Annotated in this window: 25 protein-coding genes and 1 other annotated feature; of the genes, 15 read left to right on the forward strand and 10 right to left on the reverse strand. The window is 55.6% G+C overall.

The window, feature by feature from the left end; translation table 11 throughout:
• Nucleotides 1-6 precede the first annotated feature (6 nt).
• From V1566_RS12530 to pfkB, 3 genes are all read right to left on the reverse strand, one after another.
• Nucleotides 7-867, reverse strand: coding sequence for a fructosamine kinase family protein (locus tag V1566_RS12530; protein WP_395303489.1), 861 nt, complete (start codon nt 865-867; stop codon nt 7-9).
• Between the two features lie 105 nt (nt 868-972).
• Nucleotides 973-1,263 (reverse strand): type V toxin-antitoxin system endoribonuclease antitoxin GhoS, encoded by a 291-nt coding sequence (gene ghoS, locus V1566_RS12535; RefSeq protein ID WP_395303490.1) that lies wholly within the window; start codon nt 1,261-1,263, stop codon nt 973-975.
• Between the two features lie 106 nt (nt 1,264-1,369).
• Nucleotides 1,370-2,302: a 6-phosphofructokinase II gene (gene pfkB, locus V1566_RS12540; RefSeq protein ID WP_395305986.1), complete on the reverse strand. Its 933-nt coding sequence runs from the start codon at nt 2,300-2,302 to the stop codon at nt 1,370-1,372.
• A gap of 295 nt (nt 2,303-2,597) precedes the next feature.
• Here pfkB and V1566_RS12545 point away from each other — a divergent pair, with 295 nt between their 5' ends.
• The gene (locus V1566_RS12545; RefSeq protein ID WP_395303491.1) at nt 2,598-3,356 is read left to right on the forward strand and encodes a YdiY family protein; all 759 of its coding nucleotides are present in this window, start codon (nt 2,598-2,600) and stop codon (nt 3,354-3,356) included.
• 80 nt (nt 3,357-3,436) lie between these two features.
• Here V1566_RS12545 and yniD read toward each other — a convergent pair whose 3' ends face one another.
• Together yniD and yncL are read right to left on the reverse strand one after the other, a co-directional pair.
• Nucleotides 3,437-3,544 (reverse strand): small membrane protein YniD, encoded by a 108-nt coding sequence (gene yniD / locus V1566_RS12550; protein WP_008500658.1) that lies wholly within the window; start codon nt 3,542-3,544, stop codon nt 3,437-3,439.
• Nucleotides 3,545-3,641: 97 nt separating this feature from the next.
• The gene (yncL, locus tag V1566_RS12555) at nt 3,642-3,914 is read right to left on the reverse strand and encodes a stress response membrane protein YncL (RefSeq protein WP_395303492.1); all 273 of its coding nucleotides are present in this window, start codon (nt 3,912-3,914) and stop codon (nt 3,642-3,644) included.
• Nucleotides 3,915-4,056: 142 nt separating this feature from the next.
• Here yncL and thrS point away from each other — a divergent pair, with 142 nt between their 5' ends.
• The 14 genes from thrS to selO all read left to right on the forward strand — a co-directional run bounded on the left by thrS (nt 4,057) and on the right by selO (nt 16,706).
• On the forward strand, nt 4,057-5,985 hold the full coding sequence (thrS, locus tag V1566_RS12560; RefSeq protein ID WP_008500657.1) for a threonine--tRNA ligase: 1,929 nt from the start codon (nt 4,057-4,059) through the stop codon (nt 5,983-5,985).
• A gap of 3 nt (nt 5,986-5,988) precedes the next feature.
• Entirely contained in the window at nt 5,989-6,531 is a 543-nt protein-coding gene (infC, locus tag V1566_RS12565) for a translation initiation factor IF-3 (protein WP_014069901.1), read from the forward strand.
• A 97-nt stretch (nt 6,532-6,628) separates the two neighbouring features.
• The gene (gene rpmI, locus V1566_RS12570; protein WP_003030583.1) at nt 6,629-6,826 is read left to right on the forward strand and encodes a 50S ribosomal protein L35; all 198 of its coding nucleotides are present in this window, start codon (nt 6,629-6,631) and stop codon (nt 6,824-6,826) included.
• Nucleotides 6,827-6,877: 51 nt separating this feature from the next.
• The gene (rplT, locus tag V1566_RS12575) at nt 6,878-7,234 is read left to right on the forward strand and encodes a 50S ribosomal protein L20 (RefSeq protein ID WP_000124850.1); all 357 of its coding nucleotides are present in this window, start codon (nt 6,878-6,880) and stop codon (nt 7,232-7,234) included.
• 117 nt (nt 7,235-7,351) lie between these two features.
• Nucleotides 7,352-7,476 (forward strand) — a sequence feature (Phe leader region).
• Nucleotides 7,357-7,401 (forward strand): pheST operon leader peptide PheM, encoded by a 45-nt coding sequence (gene pheM / locus V1566_RS12580; protein ID WP_001386830.1) that lies wholly within the window; start codon nt 7,357-7,359, stop codon nt 7,399-7,401. Its footprint overlaps the feature before it by 45 nt.
• Nucleotides 7,477-7,538: 62 nt before the next feature.
• Nucleotides 7,539-8,522: a phenylalanine--tRNA ligase subunit alpha gene (gene pheS / locus V1566_RS12585; protein ID WP_021241084.1), complete on the forward strand. Its 984-nt coding sequence runs from the start codon at nt 7,539-7,541 to the stop codon at nt 8,520-8,522.
• A 15-nt stretch (nt 8,523-8,537) separates the two neighbouring features.
• A complete protein-coding gene (gene pheT / locus V1566_RS12590; protein ID WP_395303493.1) occupies nt 8,538-10,925 on the forward strand; it encodes a phenylalanine--tRNA ligase subunit beta in 2,388 nt (795 codons plus the stop codon).
• Nucleotides 10,926-10,929: 4 nt separating this feature from the next.
• Nucleotides 10,930-11,229: an integration host factor subunit alpha gene (gene ihfA / locus V1566_RS12595; protein ID WP_003857805.1), complete on the forward strand. Its 300-nt coding sequence runs from the start codon at nt 10,930-10,932 to the stop codon at nt 11,227-11,229.
• A gap of 103 nt (nt 11,230-11,332) precedes the next feature.
• Nucleotides 11,333-12,313, forward strand: a complete 981-nt coding sequence (btuC, locus tag V1566_RS12600) for a vitamin B12 ABC transporter permease BtuC (protein WP_032650944.1) — start codon at nt 11,333-11,335, stop codon at nt 12,311-12,313.
• A gap of 34 nt (nt 12,314-12,347) precedes the next feature.
• Nucleotides 12,348-12,899 carry a glutathione peroxidase gene (locus tag V1566_RS12605; protein WP_395303494.1) on the forward strand — a complete coding sequence of 184 codons (552 nt, stop codon included), beginning with the start codon at nt 12,348-12,350 and terminating at the stop codon, nt 12,897-12,899.
• Nucleotides 12,899-13,654 (forward strand): vitamin B12 ABC transporter ATP-binding protein BtuD, encoded by a 756-nt coding sequence (gene btuD / locus V1566_RS12610; RefSeq protein ID WP_395303495.1) that lies wholly within the window; start codon nt 12,899-12,901, stop codon nt 13,652-13,654. Before V1566_RS12605 ends, btuD begins: the two co-directional genes overlap by 1 nt.
• A 73-nt stretch (nt 13,655-13,727) precedes the next feature.
• Nucleotides 13,728-14,192: an NlpC/P60 family protein gene (locus tag V1566_RS12615; RefSeq protein WP_008500650.1), complete on the forward strand. Its 465-nt coding sequence runs from the start codon at nt 13,728-13,730 to the stop codon at nt 14,190-14,192.
• A 293-nt stretch (nt 14,193-14,485) separates the two neighbouring features.
• The gene (locus V1566_RS12620; protein ID WP_395303496.1) at nt 14,486-15,202 is read left to right on the forward strand and encodes an EAL domain-containing protein; all 717 of its coding nucleotides are present in this window, start codon (nt 14,486-14,488) and stop codon (nt 15,200-15,202) included.
• A gap of 61 nt (nt 15,203-15,263) precedes the next feature.
• Nucleotides 15,264-16,706, forward strand: coding sequence for a protein adenylyltransferase SelO (gene selO, locus V1566_RS12625; RefSeq protein WP_395303497.1), 1,443 nt, complete (start codon nt 15,264-15,266; stop codon nt 16,704-16,706).
• Between the two features lie 43 nt (nt 16,707-16,749).
• Here selO and V1566_RS12630 read toward each other — a convergent pair whose 3' ends face one another.
• From V1566_RS12630 to V1566_RS12650, 5 genes are read right to left on the reverse strand one after another with little or no spacing between them, the layout of a single operon-like run.
• Nucleotides 16,750-17,520, reverse strand: coding sequence for a 3-hydroxybutyrate dehydrogenase (locus tag V1566_RS12630; RefSeq protein ID WP_395303498.1), 771 nt, complete (start codon nt 17,518-17,520; stop codon nt 16,750-16,752).
• Between the two features lie 10 nt (nt 17,521-17,530).
• Entirely contained in the window at nt 17,531-18,922 is a 1,392-nt protein-coding gene (locus V1566_RS12635; protein ID WP_395303499.1) for a GntP family permease, read from the reverse strand.
• Nucleotides 18,923-18,966: 44 nt separating this feature from the next.
• Complete coding sequence (locus V1566_RS12640; RefSeq protein WP_395303500.1) at nt 18,967-20,148, reverse strand: acetyl-CoA C-acetyltransferase; 1,182 nt, start codon at nt 20,146-20,148, stop codon at nt 18,967-18,969.
• A gap of 9 nt (nt 20,149-20,157) precedes the next feature.
• The gene (locus tag V1566_RS12645) at nt 20,158-20,814 is read right to left on the reverse strand and encodes a CoA transferase subunit B (RefSeq protein WP_395303501.1); all 657 of its coding nucleotides are present in this window, start codon (nt 20,812-20,814) and stop codon (nt 20,158-20,160) included.
• Between the two features lie 2 nt (nt 20,815-20,816).
• Nucleotides 20,817-21,524: a CoA transferase subunit A gene (locus tag V1566_RS12650; RefSeq protein ID WP_336668181.1), complete on the reverse strand. Its 708-nt coding sequence runs from the start codon at nt 21,522-21,524 to the stop codon at nt 20,817-20,819.
• Between the last annotated feature and the right edge of the window lie 96 nt (nt 21,525-21,620).

Genomic DNA, 21,620 nt, shown 5'->3' on the forward strand with positions numbered 1-21,620 from the left:
CGCTTCTCAGGCGGCAAGCAGACGCTCGAGTGCCCGCTGGGCGTTAACCAGGTGTTCCCCGCCAAAAAGAATGGCACGGTTCATCAGCGTATAAAGCTGATACACCGGCTGGCGGTCGAGGAAACCGGGCGGCAGGGGGGAAACAGACTGGTATCCGTCGTATATTTGCGGCGGCTGCTCCGGATGAAGCGGCAGCATGGCAAGATCGCACTCTCTATCACCCCAGTAGCAGGCCGGGTCGAAGATATAGGGGCCGTTGGGACCCAGCGCGCAGTTATTGGACCACAAATCGCCGTGAAGCAGAGACGCCTGAGGCTGGTGGGATGCCAGACGCTGCTGAACGTGCTCGACGATGGCATCAATATTGCCAAATTCCAGCCCTTTCTCGGCAGCCAGCTCAAGCTGCCAGCCAATGCGCTGTTCGGCAAAAAATGTCGACCAGCGACGCTGCCAGGCATTGGGCTGTGGCGTGGTGGAGAGATCGTTGTCAAAATCGAGACCAAACTGCGGCTGGTCGCTCCATTGATGCAGTCGCGCTAACTGTTGGCCGAGTATGAAAGCATTATGGGCATCCAGCGGCCGGGCGGGGAGATACTCCATCACCAGGAAACTGTAGTCGCGGTCACTCCCTACGGCCAGAACCTGCGGGACGGTCACCGTTTTGCTGCGCGACAATAGCGCCAGCTGGTCGGCTTCGGCGGAAAATATCGGGAGCAATTCTCGCTCGTCACATTTAACGAAAAGATCGCGTCCTGCGTAGCGTAAATGCCACGCGGCGTGGATCTCTCCGCCTGGCAGTTCGTTACGCAGTTCGATTTCACCTTCACCCAGTTGCTCACGTAAAAGATGACTGATAGCCTGCCACATGTTGTCTCTCCCATGTTGTCTGCCAGATCATAAAGTTAGCGCATAACTGCGGTAAAAAAATACGAACTAACGCACACCTGAGCGGTTTAAATGCATGCAGCGCACTTATTGTTCTTTTTTCCGCCAACTTTCCCAGGTATCCACGTCTATCTCGGCAGGCTTGTCGGTCACGCTTTCCACCAGGCTGGCGGCCAGCTCATGGACCTCTTCCTGGCTCAGGGCGGCGATCAGACCAAATGCCAGGGTGCCTAAATCATGAATATTGCCCTCGTCATCCGTCAGCGTAAGGAGAAAATTAGCCCGGGTGAAAGCATTGTTGAGCTCATTCAGCTCGGTCAGCGATGCTTCATGAAGGTTGATGGTCACGACGTAACGTGTGATGTCACCACTGCTCATAATTCACCTCATTGTTATCATGGAAGTTTTCTTAGCATAGTCGATAGTTTGCGTTTGGCGACTCAGAGAGAACATTCCCCTCCGTAAAGACGAAGGGGAAAAGGCGTTAGTTTCGGGACAGGTAATCGACGATTTTTTGCGTATCGGCAAGTGAACAAAGACGCGTGCCCTGATTGATGGTTGCGGCGCTACCCGCCGCCACGCCGTAGCGTGTCATTTCCAGTAGAGATGCACCCTGAGCCAGTTTTAGCGTCATCGCGCCCACCATGCTATCGCCAGCGCCAACCGTGCTCTGGCTCTTCATCGGCGGTGGGACAACCTGAACGGACGACGATTCATCGACTGCCAGCGCCCCCTGGGGACCAAGGGAGACGACTACGCGTCTCGCTTTGCCGCTGCGTACCAGCTCCTGCGCGGTGGTGCGAACATCATCAGGCTGCGTCAGTTCGCGGTTGACCAGCGCGCTTAACTCTTTCTGGTTGGGTTTGACCAGCTCCAGATTGCCCGGCACCAGGGCCGCCTGCAGGGCCTCACCGCTGCTGTCGACAATGCAGCGGATGCCGCGCTGCTGTACCGCCTGAATCAGCGCCGTTAATTTTTCCGTGCTTACGCCGGGCGGCAGACTGCCGCTTACCACCAGCAGCGCGCCGCTTTCTATCGTCAGCACTTTCTCTTCAAGCTGACGAAACTCGTCATCGCTGAGTTTCGCGCCCGGCATTACAAAACGGTACTGCTCGCCGCTGGATCCCACATGGACATGCAGGTTTTGCCTCGTCCAGTCTTTGGCCTCGACGGTCTCTACGGCCACCTGTTCATCTGCCAGTAGAGAGACCAGGTGTTCGCCGGTGGCACCGCCCGTGGGGAAAATGGCCGTGGCTTTGCCGCCAAGGTGTGTAATGGCGCGCGCCACATTGATCCCGCCGCCGCCGGGCTCAAAGACCGGGGCGCTACAGCGCAATTTACCTTCCGGGTAAATCTGCGGCGTCAGGGTGGCGGAATCCAGGGAAGGGGAGAGCGTCAGAGTATAGATAGAAACCATCATTACCTCCTTTTAGCATGGGTTCTTATTAGCCTGGCACCATTTGTCAGGAAGGCAATGTAAATAACAGTATGATTTTAAATATGAATACTGACAAAAAGTGAGGCGGGGGATATATAAAATAAAACGTTTTTTGAGATCGTTCTTATTCAAAAAATGAAATAAGAAAACATTGCTATGTTATTAGCAGCTTTTTATAATTTGTTACCTTTCTCTGGACGCCTTGTCATTGATCCTCAAGAAAGATTCCGGGACCGTGTGGTCTCTTTTTTTGTTGTACGGACTCCTTAATAAAATGAAGCTTTTAAAGACAGTGCCCGCTGCACTGATGCTGGCGGGTGGCGTGTTTGCGGCTATGAACGCGACCGCTGATGATACCGTTTTTACTGTCATGGACGATCCTTCCACCGCGAAAAAACCGTTCGAAGGTAACCTGAACGCCGGGTACCTGGCACAATCCGGTAACACGAAAAGCTCTTCTCTGACGGCGGACAGTACGCTCACCTGGTACGGCAACACCACCGCCTGGTCTCTGTGGGGTAATGCCAGCAACACTTCCGCTAATGACGAACGTTCTTCCGAGAAATATGCGCTAGGCGGACGTAGCCGTTACAACATGACCGACTATGACTACCTGTTTGGACAGGCAAGTTGGTTAACCGACCGTTACAACGGTTATCGCCAGCGCGATGTGTTCACCGCCGGTTATGGTCGCCAGTTCCTGAACGGTCCGGTACACAGCCTCCGTTTTGAATTCGGTCCGGGTGTGCGTTATGACGAGTACACTAATGGCGATACCAAAACCCAACCGCTCGGTTACGCTTCCGGTACTTATGCCTGGCAGATGACTGACAACACCAAATTTACCCAGGGTGTTTCTGTATTTGGTGCCGACGACACGACGCTGAACTCTGAAACGGCGCTGAACGTGGCTATCAACGAACACTTTGGTCTGAAAGTCGCCTACAACGTGACCTGGAACTCTTCACCACCAGAATCTGCGCCGGATCATACCGACCGCAGAACCACGGTTTCACTGGGTTATAGAATGTAATGAAAGCGGGCCGACGATGATGTCGGCCCGTTTATTGTCTGTGGCTTTTTGACGTCCCTTCTGATGACCTGTCTTCGCCCCTAGCCCCAAATCATTGCCGCCCAACGGAGTAGCAGCATTGCGCCGCAGATGGCAATCAGCACCAGCACCATTTTCCAGTGTTTTACGGCAAATCGTTTTGTTGGCATAACCTAATCCTTGTTCGTTGATACCCACAGTCTACCAAACAGGGCCGAAATATGCCCCTTTTCAGCTCGATTGGGTTATGCCAGCGTAGGGGGCGGTTCAGAACCAGTGGAATCGTTCGGCGAGAATCAACAATAAACCTGTGGCGGAAAGGATATTCAATATCACAACCGTTCTACTGGATACGTTCATGGTATGCACCTTTGGGTTTAAAGACCTGTTCAAGAGTAGCTCAGCATCTTCGAAATGTGAGCGCAGGGGAGAAGCAACCTGCAAATTCGTACGAAAGTGCCAGCCCATCAATCTGGCCGCAGAGGGTGCAATCTCCTTTGCGTTAGTGTTAACATTACGTCGCTTGCCGTAAATCCGCATTAATCTGAATTCGGCAGGTGAATGATGACGAACCAATTTGACGATTGTTGGTCAGATGGTGTCGTAATCTATTGTCAAATCACGATTATTTTCTTTGTATATGCTCTTATGTGTGGGGCATCACTGCAAATAAGGATATAAAATGCCTGTAATTACTCTTCCTGATGGCAGTCAACGCCATTTCGACCGTGCTGTTAGCCCAATGGATGTTGCCCTGGACATTGGTCCTGGCCTCGCAAAAGCGACTATCGCTGGCCGCGTTAACGGTGAGCTGGTGGATGCCTCCGATCTGATCGAAAACGATGCGACGCTTGCCATCATCACCGCGAAAGACGAAGAAGGTCTGGAGATCATTCGTCACTCCTGCGCACACCTGTTAGGCCATGCCATCAAACAGCTGTGGCCAAACACCAAAATGGCGATCGGTCCGGTTATCGATAACGGTTTCTACTACGACGTTGACCTTGACCACACCCTGACTCAGGAAGATATCGACGCGCTCGAAAAACGTATGCACGAGCTCGCCGAAACGAACTATGACGTCATCAAGAAGAAAGTCAGCTGGCACGAAGCGCGTGAAACCTTCGTGAAGCGCGGCGAGAGCTACAAGGTCTCTATTCTTGACGAAAACATTTCGCATGATGACAAGCCTGGCTTGTACCATCACGAAGAATACGTCGACATGTGCCGTGGACCGCACGTGCCGAACATGCGCTTCTGTCATCACTTTAAGCTGATGAAGATCGCGGGCGCCTACTGGCGTGGCGACAGCAACAACAAGATGTTGCAGCGTATTTATGGTACCGCGTGGGCCGATAAAAAAGCCCTGAACGCGTACCTGCTGCGCCTGGAAGAGGCGGCGAAGCGTGACCACCGTAAAATCGGTAAGCAGCTTGACCTGTACCACATGCAGGAAGAAGCGCCGGGTATGGTGTTCTGGCATAACGACGGCTGGACCATCTTCCGTGAACTGGAAACTTTCGTACGCTCCAAGCTGAAAGAGTACCAGTATCAGGAAGTGAAAGGCCCGTTCATGATGGACCGTGTGCTGTGGGAAAAAACCGGCCACTGGGACAACTACAAAGATGCGATGTTCACCACCTCGTCTGAGAACCGTGAATACTGCATCAAGCCAATGAACTGCCCGGGCCACGTTCAGATCTTCAACCAGGGTCTGAAATCCTACCGCGACCTGCCGCTGCGTATGGCGGAGTTCGGTAGCTGCCACCGTAACGAGCCATCAGGTGCGCTGCACGGTCTGATGCGTGTTCGTGGCTTTACTCAGGATGATGCGCATATCTTCTGTACTGAAGATCAGGTCCGTGACGAAGTTAACGCCTGTATTCGTATGGTCTACGATATGTACAGCACCTTTGGCTTCGAGAAGATCGTTGTCAAACTCTCAACGCGTCCGGAAAAACGTATCGGTAGCGATGAGACCTGGGATCGCGCAGAAGCGGATCTCGCCGTGGCGCTGGAAGAGAACGGCATTCCGTTCGAATACCAGCTGGGCGAGGGCGCATTCTACGGTCCGAAAATTGAATTTACCCTGTATGACTGTCTCGACAGAGCTTGGCAGTGCGGTACTGTACAGCTGGACTTCTCCCTGCCGCAGCGTTTAAGCGCCTCTTATGTTGGCGAAGACAACGAGCGTCAGGTACCGGTAATGATTCACCGTGCAATTCTCGGTTCTCTGGAGCGCTTCATCGGCATCCTGACCGAAGAGTTCGCAGGCTTCTTCCCAACCTGGCTTGCGCCAGTGCAGGTCGTGGTGATGAACATTACCGATTCTCAGGCGGATTACGTTAAAGAATTGACGCAGAAACTACAAAATGCGGGCATTCGCGTAAAAGCAGACTTGAGAAATGAGAAGATTGGCTTTAAAATCCGCGAGCACACTTTACGTCGTGTCCCGTATATGTTGGTCTGTGGTGATAAAGAGGTGGAAGCAGGCAAAGTTGCCGTTCGCACCCGCCGTGGTAAAGACCTGGGGAGCCTGGACGTAAGTGAAGTGATTGAGAAGCTGCAACAAGAGATTCGCAGCCGCAGTCTTCAACAACTGGAGGAATAAGGTATTAAAGGCGGAAAACGAGTTCAAACGGCACGTCCGAATCGTATCAATGGCGAGATTCGCGCCCAGGAAGTTCGCTTAACAGATCTTGAAGGTGAACCACTGGGGATTGTGAGTCTGAGAGAAGCGATCGAAAAAGCTGAAGAAGCTGGAGTAGATTTAGTTGAAATCAGCCCTAACGCCGAACCGCCAGTTTGTCGTATCATGGACTACGGCAAGTTCCTTTATGAAAAGAGTAAGTCTTCTAAGGAACAGAAGAAGAAGCAAAAAGTTATCCAGGTTAAGGAAATTAAATTCCGTCCTGGTACCGACGATGGCGATTATCAGGTAAAACTCCGCAGCCTGATTCGCTTTCTGGAAGATGGCGATAAGGCCAAGATCACACTGCGTTTCCGCGGTCGTGAGATGGCCCACCAACAGATTGGTATGGAAGTGCTTAACCGCGTCCGTGACGATCTGAGTGAACTGGCAGTAGTCGAATCCTTCCCTACGAAGATCGAAGGCCGCCAGATGATCATGGTGCTCGCTCCTAAGAAGAAACAGTAAGGCCTTCAAGCAGCAAAATCTGTGGAGCCTTCGGGTTTCATAGGTTTTGTTCGCCTATGTTTCGTTTATTTAACAATGCGAAGTGGAAGTTATTAAGATGCCAAAAATTAAGACCGTACGCGGTGCTGCTAAGCGCTTCAAAAAAACCGGTGGTGGTGGATTTAAGCGTAAGCACGCAAACCTGCGTCATATTCTGACCAAAAAATCTACTAAGCGTAAACGTCACCTGCGTCCAAAAGGCCTCGTTTCTAAAGGCGATCTGGGTCTGGTTATCGCGTGCCTGCCGTACGCATAAGCCGTTAACGTTTAATTTTTTTACTAAGAATATAGATACAGGAGAGCACATATGGCTCGCGTAAAACGTGGTGTAATTGCACGTGCACGTCACAAGAAAATTTTGAAACAAGCTAAAGGCTACTACGGTGCGCGTTCACGCGTTTACCGCGTTGCCTTCCAGGCTGTTATCAAAGCAGGTCAGTACGCTTACCGTGACCGTCGTCAGCGTAAGCGTCAGTTCCGTCAACTGTGGATTGCGCGTATCAACGCAGCAGCACGTCAGAACGGTATTTCTTACAGCAAATTCATCAACGGCCTGAAAAAAGCCTCTGTTGAAATCGACCGTAAGATCCTGGCTGACATCGCAGTATTCGACAAAGTAGCGTTCACCGCTCTGGTCGAAAAAGCGAAAGCAGCACTGGCATAAGCCAGTTGAAAGAGGGGGCTTTGCTCCCTCTTTTCATTTAACACCATCAGAAGATTGACATTTATCCGTCCAGGCTTTTCAATAAGGCCTTAACGGTTTTTACCAGACAAGGTAACGCAAGCATGAATGCTGCTATTTTCCGCTTCTTCTTTTACTTTAGCACCTGATTTCAGGAGGCTAGCGCGTGAAAGATGAAACGAAAAACAGCGCCAGATAAGCCTCCCGATGGAGGCTTTTTTTGTGCCTGAATTTGAGAGAATAACTCCACCAAATCGGTGTCTGCACCGACATAATGAGGAAAATCATGTCACATCTCGCAGAGCTGGTTGCCAGTGCAACAGCCGCCATTAATCAGGCCTCAGATGTTGCCGCGTTAGACAATGTCCGCGTCGAATATCTTGGGAAGAAAGGGCACTTGACCCTTCAGATGACAACCCTGCGTGAGCTGCCGCCAGAAGAACGCCCGGCAGCGGGTGCGGTGATTAACGAAGCCAAAGAGCAGGTACAGCAGGCGCTGAACGCGCGCAAAGCCGAGCTGGAAAGCGCGGTGCTGAATGCGCGTCTGGCCGCAGAGACGATTGACGTTTCTCTGCCAGGTCGCCGTATCGAAAACGGCGGTCTGCATCCGGTTACCCGCACCATCGATCGCATTGAAAGTTTCTTCGGTGAGCTCGGCTTTACCGTGGCGACTGGCCCGGAAATCGAAGATGATTACCATAACTTCGACGCCCTGAACATTCCTGGCCATCATCCGGCACGCGCTGACCACGACACTTTCTGGTTCGACGCTACGCGTCTGCTGCGTACTCAGACCTCAGGCGTTCAGATCCGTACCATGAAGGATCAGGCGCCGCCAATCCGTATTATCGCGCCGGGCCGCGTCTATCGTAACGACTACGATCAGACCCACACCCCAATGTTCCACCAGATGGAAGGTCTGATTGTTGATAAAAACATCAGCTTCACCAACCTGAAGGGCACGCTGCACGATTTCCTGAACAACTTCTTTGAGGAAGATCTGCAGGTTCGTTTCCGTCCGTCCTACTTCCCGTTCACCGAACCGTCTGCGGAAGTTGACGTGATGGGTAAAAACGGCAAATGGCTGGAAGTGCTGGGCTGCGGCATGGTGCATCCAAACGTGCTGCGCAACGTGGGTATCGATCCGGAAGTTTACTCCGGCTTTGCCTTCGGCATGGGCATGGAGCGTCTGACCATGCTGCGCTACGGCGTGACCGACTTACGTGCATTCTTCGAAAACGATCTGCGTTTCCTCAAACAGTTTAAATAAGGGCAGGACAGAACAATGAAATTCAGTGAACTGTGGTTACGCGAGTGGGTGAACACCACGCTGGACAGCGACGCGCTTTCTAACCAGATCACCATGGCAGGTCTGGAAGTGGACGGCGTCGAGCCGGTTTCCGGTGCCTTCAACGGCGTGGTTGTCGGCGAAGTGGTAGAGTGCGGCCAGCACCCTAACGCTGACAAACTGCGCGTGACAAAAGTGAACGTGGGCGGTGACCGTCTGCTGGATATCGTCTGCGGTGCGCCAAACTGCCGTCAGGGCCTGAAGGTGGCCGTGGCGACCGTCGGTGCGGTGCTGCCGGGTGATTTCAAAATTAAAGCGGCTAAGCTGCGCGGCGAGCCGTCTGAAGGCATGCTGTGCTCCTTCTCCGAGCTGGGTATTTCTGACGACCACAACGGCATCATTGAGCTGCCGCTGGATGCGCCAGTCGGCACCGATATCCGTGAATACCTGAAGCTTGACGACAACACCATCGAAATCAGCGTCACGCCAAACCGTGCCGACTGCTTAGGTATCATCGGCGTGGCGCGCGACGTGGCCGTGCTGAACCAGACCGAACTGAACGCGCCGGACATCGCGCCGGTTGAAGCGACCATCAGTGACGTGCTGCCTATTCAGGTTGACGCTGCGGATGCTTGCCCGCGCTACCTCGGTCGCGTGGTGAAAGGCATTAACGTGAAAGCGCCAACCCCGCTGTGGATGAAAGAGAAGCTGCGCCGCTGCGGTATCCGCTCTATCGACGCCGTGGTTGACGTGACTAACTACGTTCTGCTGGAGCAGGGTCAGCCGATGCACGCGTTCGATAAAGATCGTATCGACGGCGGTATCGTTGTGCGCATGGCGAAAGAGGGCGAAACCCTGGTTCTGCTGGACGGCAGCGAAGCGAAACTGAACGCCGATACCCTGGTGATTGCTGACCACAGCAAAGCGCTGGCAATGGGCGGTATCTTCGGGGGCGAGCACTCAGGCGTAAACGACGAGACGCAAAACGTCCTGCTGGAATGCGCGTTCTTCAGCCCGCTCTCCATCACCGGTCGCGCACGCCGTCACGGCCTGCATACCGATGCCTCTCACCGCTACGAGCGCGGCGTTGACCCGGCGCTGCAGTACAAAGCGATGGAACGCGCGACCCGCCTGCTGATCGACATCTGCGGCGGCGAAGCGGGCCCGGTTATCGACGTTACCAACGAAGCGACCCTGCCGAAGCGTGCGACCATCACCCTGCGCCGCAGCAAGCTGGACCGCCTGATTGGCCATCACGTTGCTGATGCGCAGGTGACCGATATCCTGACGCGTCTGGGCTGTGAAGTGACCGAAGGCCAGGACGAGTGGAAAGCCGTTGCGCCATCATGGCGTTTCGACATGGAAATTGAAGAAGATCTGGTGGAAGAAGTGGCCCGCGTTTATGGCTACAACAACATCCCTGACGAGCCTGTCCAGGCAGGTCTGGTGATGGGTGCCCACCGTGAAGCCGACCTGTCCCTGAAGCGTGTGAAAACCATGCTGAACGACAAAGGCTACCAGGAAGTGATCACCTACAGCTTTGTGGATCCAAAGCTTCAGCAGCTGATCCACCCGGGCCAGGAGGCGCTGATCCTGCCAAGCCCAATCTCCAGCGAAATGTCCGCGATGCGTCTGTCTCTGTGGACGGGCCTGCTGGGTACTGTCGTTTATAACCAGAATCGTCAGCAAAACCGCGTGCGAATTTTCGAAAGCGGTTTGCGCTTTGTACCGGATAATCAGGCAAATTTAGGCATCCGTCAGGATCTCATGCTGGCTGGTGCCATCAGCGGTAACCGCTATGAAGAGCACTGGGACCTGGCAAAAGGCACGGTTGATTTCTACGATATGAAGGGCGATCTGGAAGCAATTCTGGATCTGACCGGTAAATTATCTGAAATTGAATTCCGCGCAGAAGCGAATCCAGCCCTGCATCCGGGCCAGAGCGCGGCGATTTATTTAGACGGTAAACGCGTTGGTTTTATTGGAGTTGTTCATCCGGAGCTGGAGCGTAAGCTGGACCTGAATGGCCGTACCATCGTGTTCGAGCTGGAGTGGAACCCGGTCGCAGACCGCGTCATTCCTCAGGCGCAGGACGTATCACGCTTCCCGGCGAACCGCCGTGATATCGCGATTGTCGTCGCTGAAAACGTGCCCGCAGCAGATATTTTGGCCGAATGTAAGAAAGTTGGCGTAAATCAGGTAGTTGGCGTAAACTTATTTGACGTGTACCGCGGCAAGGGCGTAGCAGAAGGTTTCAAGAGCCTCGCTATTAGCCTTATCCTTCAGGATACCAGCCGTACACTCGAAGAAGAGGAGATTGCCGCTACCGTCGCCAAATGTGTAGAGGCATTAAAAGAGCGATTCCAGGCATCATTGAGGGATTGAACCTATGGCGCTTACAAAAGCTGAAATGTCAGAATATCTGTTTGATAAGCTTGGGCTTAGCAAACGGGATGCCAAAGAGCTGGTAGAGCTGTTTTTCGAAGAGATCCGTCGTGCTCTGGAAAATGGTGAGCAGGTAAAACTCTCCGGTTTTGGCAATTTTGATTTGCGAGACAAAAACCAACGTCCGGGCCGCAACCCGAAGACGGGGGAAGATATTCCCATTACAGCCCGCCGCGTGGTGACCTTCAGACCCGGCCAGAAGTTAAAAAGCCGTGTCGAAAACGCAACGCCCAAAGCAGAGTAATATGAACTAACTAAAAAGGCCGCCCACGCGGCCTTTTTTCTTTGCGCTCTCCGGCAAACCCGCCGTAAAATCAATTACATCTCACGTTACTAAAACCGTACACATGCTTGATTATGCCCATCGCCAGCACCGTTCCGATAAGCGTCGCCTGCTTTTGCTGGTGCTGTTGCTCATTGTCGCCGCGGCCGTGAGCCTCTGCGCCGGGGACCGATGGATAGGGCCTGAAAGCTGGTGGGGGCCGGACGGGCAGCTCTTTGTCTGGCAAATTCGCCTGCCGCGCACCGTCGCAGTGGTTCTTGTGGGCGCCGCGCTGGCGCTGTGCGGCACCATTATGCAGGCATTGTTTGATAACCCTCTGGCGGAGCCCGGGCTGCTCGGCGTGTCGAACGGCGCTGGCGTGGGTCTGATTGCGGCGGTGATGCTGGGCGGGGGAGAACTCTCCGGATGGAGTATTAGCCTGAGCGCTATTCTCGGCGCATTACTGATCACAGCAATCCTTCTTCGCTTCGCCAGACGGCACTTATCGACCAGCCGTCTGCTGCTTGCCGGCGTAGCGCTGGGGATCATCTGTAGCGCGTTGATGACCTGGGCGGTCTACTTTTCAACCTCCTTTGACTTGCGTCAGCTAATGTACTGGATGATGGGCGGCTTTGGGGGCGTTGACTGGCACCAGGGCTGGCTGATGGCGCTGCTGGTACCGGTCATCGTGTGGGCTGCCCTGCAGGCGCAGCCGCTGAATATGCTCGCGCTGGGTGAAACCTCTGCCCGCCAGCTCGGCATGCCGATTGGGTTCTGGCGTAATGTGCTGGTGATCGTCATTGGCTGGCTGGTCGGCGTCAGCGTGGCTCTGGCGGGCGCGATCGGTTTTATCGGGCTGGTTATTCCGCACATGCTGCGTCTGTGTGGCCTCACGGACCATCGGACCCTGCTTCCGGCTTCGGCGGTTGCCGGGGCCGTCACGCTGCTGGTGGCCGATATCATCGCCCGGCTTGCCCTGACGGCCGCAGAGCTGCCGATTGGCGTGGTGACCGCCACGCTGGGCGCGCCGGTATTTATCTGGCTACTATTAAAAGCTGGACGTTAAATCAACTAGCCGTAAGACAACCTGAGGGAATGCTATGCAGTCAACTATCCTGAATACCGAAGTGACCACCATTGACGGCGAGAAAACCACGCTGGAAGGCTACAAAGGCAACGTGTTGCTTATCGTCAACGTGGCATCCAAATGTGGCCTGACGCCGCAGTACGAGCAACTGGAAAACATTCAGAAGGCCTGGGAGAAAGACGGCTTCACCGTGCTGGGCTTCCCGTGCAACCAGTTCCTCGGCCAGGAGCCAGGCAGCGAAGAGGAGATTAAAACCTTCTGCAGCACCACCTATGGCGTGACGTTCCCGATGTTCAGCAAAATCGATGTCAACGGTGAAGACCGCCATCCGCTGTATGCGAAGCTGATCGCTGCCGCGCCGAAGGCCGTTGCGCCGGAAGGAAGCGGTTTTTATGAACGCATGGCCAGCAAAGGCCGCGCGCCGCTTTACCCGGACGATATCCTGTGGAATTTTGAAAAATTCCTGATTGGCCGCGACGGCCAGGTCGTTCAGCGTTTTTCGCCGGATATGACCCCTGAGGATCCGATCGTCATGGAATCGATCAAGCTGGCGCTGGCGAAATAATGTCGTTGCTGATGCAGCTCACGGACGTTGCCGAGAGGGGACGTCTGGAGCCGATAACCGATACCGTCAATGCGGGCGAAATCCTGCATCTTGTCGGGCCAAACGGTGCGGGGAAGAGCACGCTGCTGGCTCGGATGGCAGGCATGACCGACGGAGAAGGGCAGATAACGCTGCTGGAGCATACGCTCGCCGACTGGTCTCCGGTCTCGCTGGCGCATCGGCGCAGTTACCTCGTGCAGCAGCAGATGCCACCCTTTGCGATGCCGGTCTGGCACTATCTGATGCTGCATTTGCACGACAAACAACAAACGTCACTGCTGACGGACGTGGCCGCGGCGCTCGGGCTCGAAGATAAACTGTCCCGGCACGCCAGCCAGCTTTCCGGCGGAGAGTGGCAGCGGGTGCGCCTGGCGGCGGTCATCCTTCAGATCCACCCGGCAGGCAATCCTCACGGGCGGATGCTGCTTCTCGATGAACCCATGAGCGGTCTGGACGTGGCGCAGCAGGCGGCACTGGATACGCTGCTAAGCGCCCTGAGCCGAAAAGGTATCGCCGTGGTGATGAGTAGCCATGACCTCAACCACACCCTGCGTCATGCCCACCGGGTGTGGCTGCTGTCGAAGGGAAAGATGCTCGCCAGCGGTGCGCGGGATCGGGTTCTTACGCCGCCCCATCTTGCCCGCGCGTACAACATGTCGTTCCGCAGGCTGGATATAGAGGGACATAAGATGCTGATTTCTACCGGGCAGGCGTAACCGTTTCTTGCCTCTTAGCACAATTGCACGCTAAATTACGAAAAGAACAAAAAAAGCAGAGGATTCGTCTGAAATGCGATTCTGGTTTCTCCTGATGGCAGCGCTCTTTCTTGCGGGATGCAGTAGCCATCGTGCGCCGCCGCCTAACCCACGGCTTTCAGATTCGATCACCGTTATTGCCAGCCTTAACGATCAGCTGAGCAACTGGCGCGGCACACCTTATCGCTACGGGGGCATGAGCCGCGGCGGCGTAGATTGCTCCGGCTTCGTTCTGATGACGTTTCGCGATAAGTTTGATTTACAGCTTCCGCGTGAAACGCGCAAACAGGCAGAAATAGGCACTGAAATTGATAAAGACGATCTTCTGCCCGGGGACCTGGTTTTCTTCAAAACCGGATCGGGTGAAAGCGGTCTTCATGTGGGGATATATGATACAGACAATCAGTTTATTCACGCGTCGACCAGCCGCGGGGTGATGCGCTCTTCTCTTGATAATGTTTACTGGCGTAAAAATTTCTGGCAGGCACGACGTATATAGTCTTTGTCGGATCCTTCTCTTATGACGGCATGGTAAGTAATAAACCATGCCGTTTTTCTCAAATAAGATGCTTAAAGTTAAATTTGCCTAAAATTAGTGAATCCTGCATGTGTCTGTTTTATCTAAAACTGGCTATTATTCTGCAACCAGGATAAAATTATTTTAGATTCAGGGATAAATCTGAAAATTAATACGGAACTAATGAAATTAATCTTATTAAAATCAAGACAGTGGAATTGTGTCGGCAATTGCTCCAGGATGTCCTCTCTCATCTTTAATGCGGGGCGAGTGCAATGATTATTACGCTAGATAATGCTTACCAGTCTGAACTGCTGCTTCTGCCTGCCCGTAATAGCGCAGGTGAGCTTAAAGGTTTAGAAATTCTGGTTAACTTTACTGGCGTCGGCAGCGATGTGCGGATCCCCACTGAGCTTGTTATCCCTCGGCTTTCAGCGGCTGAAGAGTTAGCGCTGTTTAACGAAAAACTGCAATTGCTTGATACCTGTAAACTGTTTTTTATTCAGCATCAGTTAATTGCATGGATCAATATTACACCTGCAATAGTTGAATTTTTATTAAGTAATGGAAACGCTGTTTCAATCCTTGAGCGTTATCCGTTTCTTGAGTTTACTGTTAATGAGAATTATCCAGGTTTAAATAATGGAAAGGACGACCTGCAGCTGGCGAGAATGGCAATCCATTTCCCGTTGGTTCTGGCAAACTTTGGCGCAGGTGCCGCATCGCTCAAAGCGGTCTATGATGGACTATTTAAACGGGTCATCCTTGATAAAGGCTTCATTCAGCAGCGTGCCCCGGAGCTCTCTTTTGAGCCTTTTATGCGCGCCATCCTCTGGCAAATCACGCCGCACTGCCAGTCAGTGATCGTCTCGGGCATTGACGACCACAGCCTGTTGCAACGCGTTTTATCCTTCAATTTTGGCGCAATGCAGGGGGCACTCTGGCCAGCCGTCACTGCAGAACACGTCACAACGCTGGTTCAGCAGCGATAACCCTTGCTTTCGCCCGTGTTTAAGTCCGGGTAAACCCTCTACACTAAAAGCAGGAGGACCTATGACCCTGTCTTTTACTGCTCACTGGCACGACGAGTTGCCTGGCTTTTACACCGCGCTCAAACCGACACCGTTACAAAATTCACGCCTTATCTGGCATAACGATTTGCTGGCAGAAGAGCTGGCCATTCCGCCTGAGCTGTTTCAGGGTTCAGAGGGCGCAGGCGTCTGGGGCGGTGAAACGCTTCTCGCCGGTATGCAACCTCTGGCTCAGGTCTATAGCGGACATCAGTTTGGCGTCTGGGCGGGACAGCTGGGCGACGGCAGGGGGATCCTGCTCGGTGAACAACAGCTTCCCAACGGGGAGACGGTTGACTGGCACCTGAAAGGTGCAGGCCTTACTCCCTGGTCGCGAATGGGCGACGGGCGCGCGGTACTGCGTTCAACGATTCGCGAGAGCCTGGCGTCCGAAGCGATGCATGCCCTGGGGATCCCAACCACCCGCGCGCTGTCGATTGTCACCAGCGATACACCGATAGTGCGCGAAACGGTAGAAAAGGGGGCAATGCTGATGCGCATCGCGCAAAGCCATCTGCGCTTCGGCCATTTTGAGCACTTTTACTATCGCCGCGAGCCGGACAAGGTTCGCCAGCTGGCTGACTTTGCCATTCGTCACCACTGGGCGCATTTGCAGGACGAGGCGGATAAATACGTTCTCTGGTTCAGGGATGTGGTTGCCCGAACCGCAGCCCTGATTGCCCGCTGGCAAACGGTAGGTTTTGCCCATGGCGTGATGAATACGGACAACATGTCGATCCTCGGGCTGACCTTAGATTACGGTCCGTTTGGTTTCCTGGACGATTACCAGCCTGGCTATATCTGCAACCACTCCGACTATCAGGGACGTTACAGCTTTGACAATCAGCCAGCGGTTGGCCTGTGGAACCTGCAGCGGCTTGCGCAAACCCTGTCGCCGTTTATCGACGTTGATGCCCTCAATGATGCGCTTGACAGCTATCAGGACATATTGCTGCGGGAATATGGCACGCTGATGCGCAATAAGCTGGGACTGATGACGCAGGAGAGGGGCGATAACGACATCCTCAATGGCCTGTTTGCCCTGATGGCGCGTGAGGCCAGCGATTATACCCGTACCTTCCGGATGTTGAGCCAGACGGAGCAAAACAGCGCGGCCTCCCCGCTGCGCGACGAGTTTATTGACAGGCAGGCGTTTGACGACTGGTTTGCGCAGTACCGCACTCGGCTGCAGCAGGAGCAGGTGGATGACGCTGTCCGACAGACGCAGATGAACGCGACGAATCCCGCGATGGTATTGCGCAACTGGCTGGCGCAGCGGGCGATTGAGCAGGCAGAACAGGGCGAGTACGACGAGTTACACCGTCTGCACGTGGCGTTGCGCACGCCGTTTGCCGACCGGGATGATGACTACGTCAACCGCCCGCCTGACTGGGGCAAACGGCTGGAGATCAGCTGCTCAAGCTAGCGTTTTTTGCCGGGTGGCGGCGTTGCTTCACCCGGCCTGGAAATCACTGCGCAACCCATCCGCCATCCATATTCCACGCGGCGCCGCGAACGTTCACGGCGCTGTCGCTGCACAAAAACAGCGCCAGTTCACCCAGTTGCTCAGGGGTGACAAACTCGCCCGAAGGCTGTTTCTCTGCAAGGAGCAGATCGCGCGCCTGCTCCGGCGGCACGCCATCCGCGATGCGCTTATCAATTTGCTGTTGCACCAGCGGCGTCAGTACCCAGCCTGGGCAGATGGTATTGGCGGTAACACCTGTGCGGGCGGTTTCCAGCGCCAGCGATTTCGTAAAGCCCACTACGCCATGCTTGGCGGCCACGTAGGCTGACTTCTCTTTTGACGCGACCAGCCCGTGAACCGAGGCGATATTAATGATGCGCCCCCAGTTTTTCTCGCGCATGGCGGGCAGCGCCAGCCGGCTGGTGTGAAATACTGAGGAGAGATTGATGGCGATAATGTCGTTCCATTTCTCCACCGGAAACGCGTCAACCGGGGCGACATGCTGTATCCCGGCGTTGTTGACAAGAATGTCCACGCCGCCAAACTGCAATTCGGCGTAGCGCATCATGGCTTCAATTTGCAGCACGTCACGCAGGTCCGCATCGTGATAGCCCGGCTTTTTGCCCAGTTGCGCAATCTCATCTCTAGCTGATTCGCTGTCGCCGAAACCGTTGAGGATCAGCTGTGCCCCGGCCTTCGCCAGCACGCGGGCGATCCCCAGCCCAATGCCGCTGGTCGAGCCTGTCACCAGTGCGGTCTTACCGTTCAGATTCATCTTTCTCTCCTTACACAATGCCGGTCAGATAGAACACGGCAATGACAAAAAGCACTGCCAGACTTTTAATGATGGTGATAGCGAAAATGCCGCCGTAGGCCTGGCGATGGCTCAGGCCGGTAATCGCTAGCAGGGTAATCACCGCGCCGTTATGGGGTAGGGTATCCATCCCCCCGCTCGCCATTGAGGCCACGCGGTGCAGCACCTCAAGCGGGATATTGGCGGCGTGGGCGGCGGCGACAAAGGAGTCGGCCATGGCGGCGAGGGCAATACTCATCCCGCCGGACGCTGAGCCGGTGATCCCCGCAAGCACCGTCACGCTGATGGCCTCATTCAGCAGTGGATTCGGGATAGCTGCCAGCGCTTTGGATAACACCAGGAACCCGGGTAGGGCGGCGATAACCGCGCCGAAACCGTACTCCGAGGCGGTATTCATCGCCGCCAGAATGGCACCGCTCACCGCGGTCCGGCTGCCTTCAGCCAGACGCCCCCGGATATTGCGAAAGCCAAAAATCAGCACCAGCACGATACCGGAGATCAGCGCCGCTTCCACGGCCCAGATGGCGGTGATCTTGCCCACCTCGGTCACAATCGGTTTCGCCAGGCCTGGCAGAGTAAGCTCGTGGGTCGTGCCGTACCAGCCGGGGATCCAGCGGGTAAACAGCAGGTTCAATATGCCCACCACCAGCAGCGGGGAGATAGCAATCAGCGGATGCGGAAGGTTAATGTTATCCGGCGTTTCGGGCTCATTTTTCAGATCCGTGCCGTAACCTTCGTTGTTATTGAACGCCTTACGACGCTGGCGCTCCAGCCAGAGCAGGCCAAAGACGATAATAAACAGAGAGCCGATAAGCCCCAGCCACGGCGCGGCCCAGGCGTTTGTGCCAAAAAAGCTGGTGGGGATGATATTCTGGATCTGCGGCGTGCCGGGCAGGGCGTCCATGGTAAACGAGAATGCCCCCAGCGCCACGGTGGCCGGGATCAGCCGCTTGGGGATGCCGCTCTGGCGGAACAGCTCCGCGGCGAAAGGGTAAACCGCAAACGCCACCACGAACAGCGACACGCCGCCGTAGGTTAACAACGCGCACACCAGGACAATCACCGGAATGGCGTGGCGACGACCGAGGATCTGGATCGCGGCGGCGACGATGGCCCGCGAGAAACCGGAAAGCTCAATCAGCTTGCCAAACACCGCCCCCAGCAGGAACACCGGGAAGTAGAGCTTAACGAAGCCCACCATCTTTTCCATAAACAGGCCGGTAAACGTCGGGCCGACGGCGCCCGGATCGGTCAGCAGCACGGCGCCGAGCGCCGCAATCGGCGCAAACAAAATAACGCTGTATCCGCGATAGGCCGCCAGCATCAGCAGCGCCAGCGCCGCCAGGGCAATTAACACGCTCATTACGACTCCTCACTTTAATTATTATTCGGGTACCAACGAGAGGCTTAACGCTCGACGGTCAGGGCGATGCCTTGCCCGCCGCCTACGCACAGGGTGACGAGCCCTTTTTTGACGTCACGGCGCTGCATTTCGTACAGCAGCGTTACGAGAATACGGCAGCCGGAGGCGCCAATCGGATGACCCAGGGCGATAGCGCCGCCGTTAACGTTCACCTTGCGTTCATCCCAGCCGAGCTGCTTGCCCACCGCCAGCGCCTGGGCTGCAAAGGCTTCATTGGCTTCAATAAGGTCCACGTCATCCAGCGTCCAGCCCGCCCGAGCCAGCGCCGTCCGGCAGGCGCTGACCGGTCCGATACCCATCACCGACGGATCAACGCCCGTCACGGCGTAGCTGACGATGCGACCGAGAATGGGCAAACCGCTCTCCCGCGCCTTTTCGCCGCTCATCAGCAGCACCGCAGCGGCACCGTCGTTGAGCGTTGACGCATTTCCGGCCGTGACCGTGCCTTCCACCTGCAAAAAGGCGGGGCGTAGCTGCGCCAACTGCTCAGCGGTAGTGCCTGGACGGGGCTGTTCGTCACGGCTGACGATAAGCGGCGGTTTTTTACCCTGCTGCACCGTCACCGGCGCAATCTCGTCGTCAAAGCGACCCGCTTCGATGGCGGAGGCCGCTTTGTGCTGCGACCGGGCGGCAAAGGCGTCCTGCTGCGCGCGGGAAATGTCATTCTCACGGGCGACGTTTTCAGCGGTGATCCCCATGTGGTAATCGTTGAACGCGTCCCACAGACCGTCGGTAATCATGCTGTCCTGCAGGCCCGTATGGCCAAAACGCAGCCCTGACCGCGCCCCGTTCAGCAGATAAGGGGCGCTGCTCATGCTCTCCTGACCGCCTGCGATAACCACATCCGCGTCGCCGCAGTGGATCGCCTGCGCGGCGAGCTGCACCGCTTTTAAGCCCGCGCCGCATACCAGGTTGACCGTTGTCGCCGGTGTGCTGACGGGCAATCCGACGGTGATGGCCGTCTGGCGCGCAGGGTTTTGTCCGCACCCGGCCGTCAGCACCTGTCCGAAAATCAGTTCACCTACCTGTTCTGCGCTAAGACCGCTGTTCTCCAGCAGATGCCGCACCGCGACGGCTCCCAGCTCAACCGCCGAAAGGGACGATAGCGATCCGCGAAAACTGCCAATAGGGGTTCGCGTTGCCCCGACAATCATGACCTCTTTCATCGTGAGTCCTCAGTTGAAGCGCATCTCGCGAACGTCGTCCGCCACGGTCAGTTTCCCGGCCGTTTTAGCCGCAATTTCGTCGATACTGACGCCGGGAGCGTATTCCCGCAGGATGAACGCGCCGTCCGCGATCTCAAGCAACGCGAGGTCGGTTAAGACCCGGCGGATGCAGCCCGCGCCCGTGAGCGGCAGCGTGCAGCGCGGCAGCAGCTTTGACTCGCCGCTTTTTGACGCGTGGGTCATCACCACAATGATGTTCTGCGCCCCGGCGACAAGATCCATCGCGCCGCCCATGCCCTTCACCATCTTTCCGGGGATCATCCACGAGGCGATATTGCCCTCGACGTCCACTTCAAACGCGCCCAGCACGGTCAGGTCGACATGACCGCCGCGGATCATGGCAAACGACTGGGCCGAGTCGAAAATGGCCGCACCTGTCCGCGCGGTCACGGTCTGTTTACCGGCGTTGATCATGTCGGCGTCAAGGCTCTGCTCGTCAGGAAAGGCCCCCATCCCCAGTAGCCCGTTTTCCGACTGGAGCATCACGTCCATCCCGTCCGGAATGTAGTTCGCTACCAGGGTAGGGATGCCGATCCCCAGGTTGACGTAGTAACCGTCGCGCAGCTCGCGGGCGACGCGCATGGCCATCTGTTCACGGGTTAACATCGTCACACTCCTTCCGCGCGCAGCGTGCGCTGTTCAATGCGTTTTTCAAACTGGCCGACAATCAGCCTGTCGACGTAAATTCCCGGGGTATGAATGGCCGACGGGGGCAGCTCGCCCGGGGGAACAATCTCTTCCACCTCGACGACCGTTATCCGGCCCGCCGTGGCCATCAGCGGATTAAAGTTTTGCGCGGTATGGCGATAGACAACGTTGCCGTACCAGTCCGCTTTCCAGCCCTTAATGAGCGCAAAATCACCGGTAATGGCCTCTTCAAGGATGTAGTGCTTCCCCGCAAACTGGCGCACGTCTTTGCCGACAGCCACGGGCGTGCCGTAGCCGGTGGCCGTGTAAAATGCCGGAATGCCCGCGCCGCCCGCGCGCACCTTTTCCGCCAGCGTGCCCTGAGGCGTGAGTTCAATCTCCAGTTCGCCGCTCAGCACCTGCCGCTCGAACAGCGCGTTCTCGCCGACGTAAGAGGCCACCACTTTGCGAACCTGCCGCGTTTCGAGCAGTAGCCCGAGACCGAAACCGTCCACGCCGCAGTTGTTTGATACCACCGTCAGATCTTTCACCTGACGGCGTCTGACCTCTGCAATCAGGTTCTCCGGAATCCCGCACAGGCCAAAGCCGCCCGCCAGCAGGGTCATCCCGTCCGTCAGCCCATCCAGCGCCTGCGCATAGCTGCCGACGCGCTTATCCAGTCCCGCCATAGTCATCCCTCCCGTTAACCGTGCCGGTATCATTAGGGGCGACGACTCATTTGTTAATTTTGAATTTGTGACCCACTCATTTGGTTTTTTTATTAA

Source organism: Enterobacter sp. ECC-019, assembly GCF_043974075.1.
Lineage (GTDB): Bacteria > Pseudomonadota > Gammaproteobacteria > Enterobacterales > Enterobacteriaceae > Enterobacter > Enterobacter asburiae_D.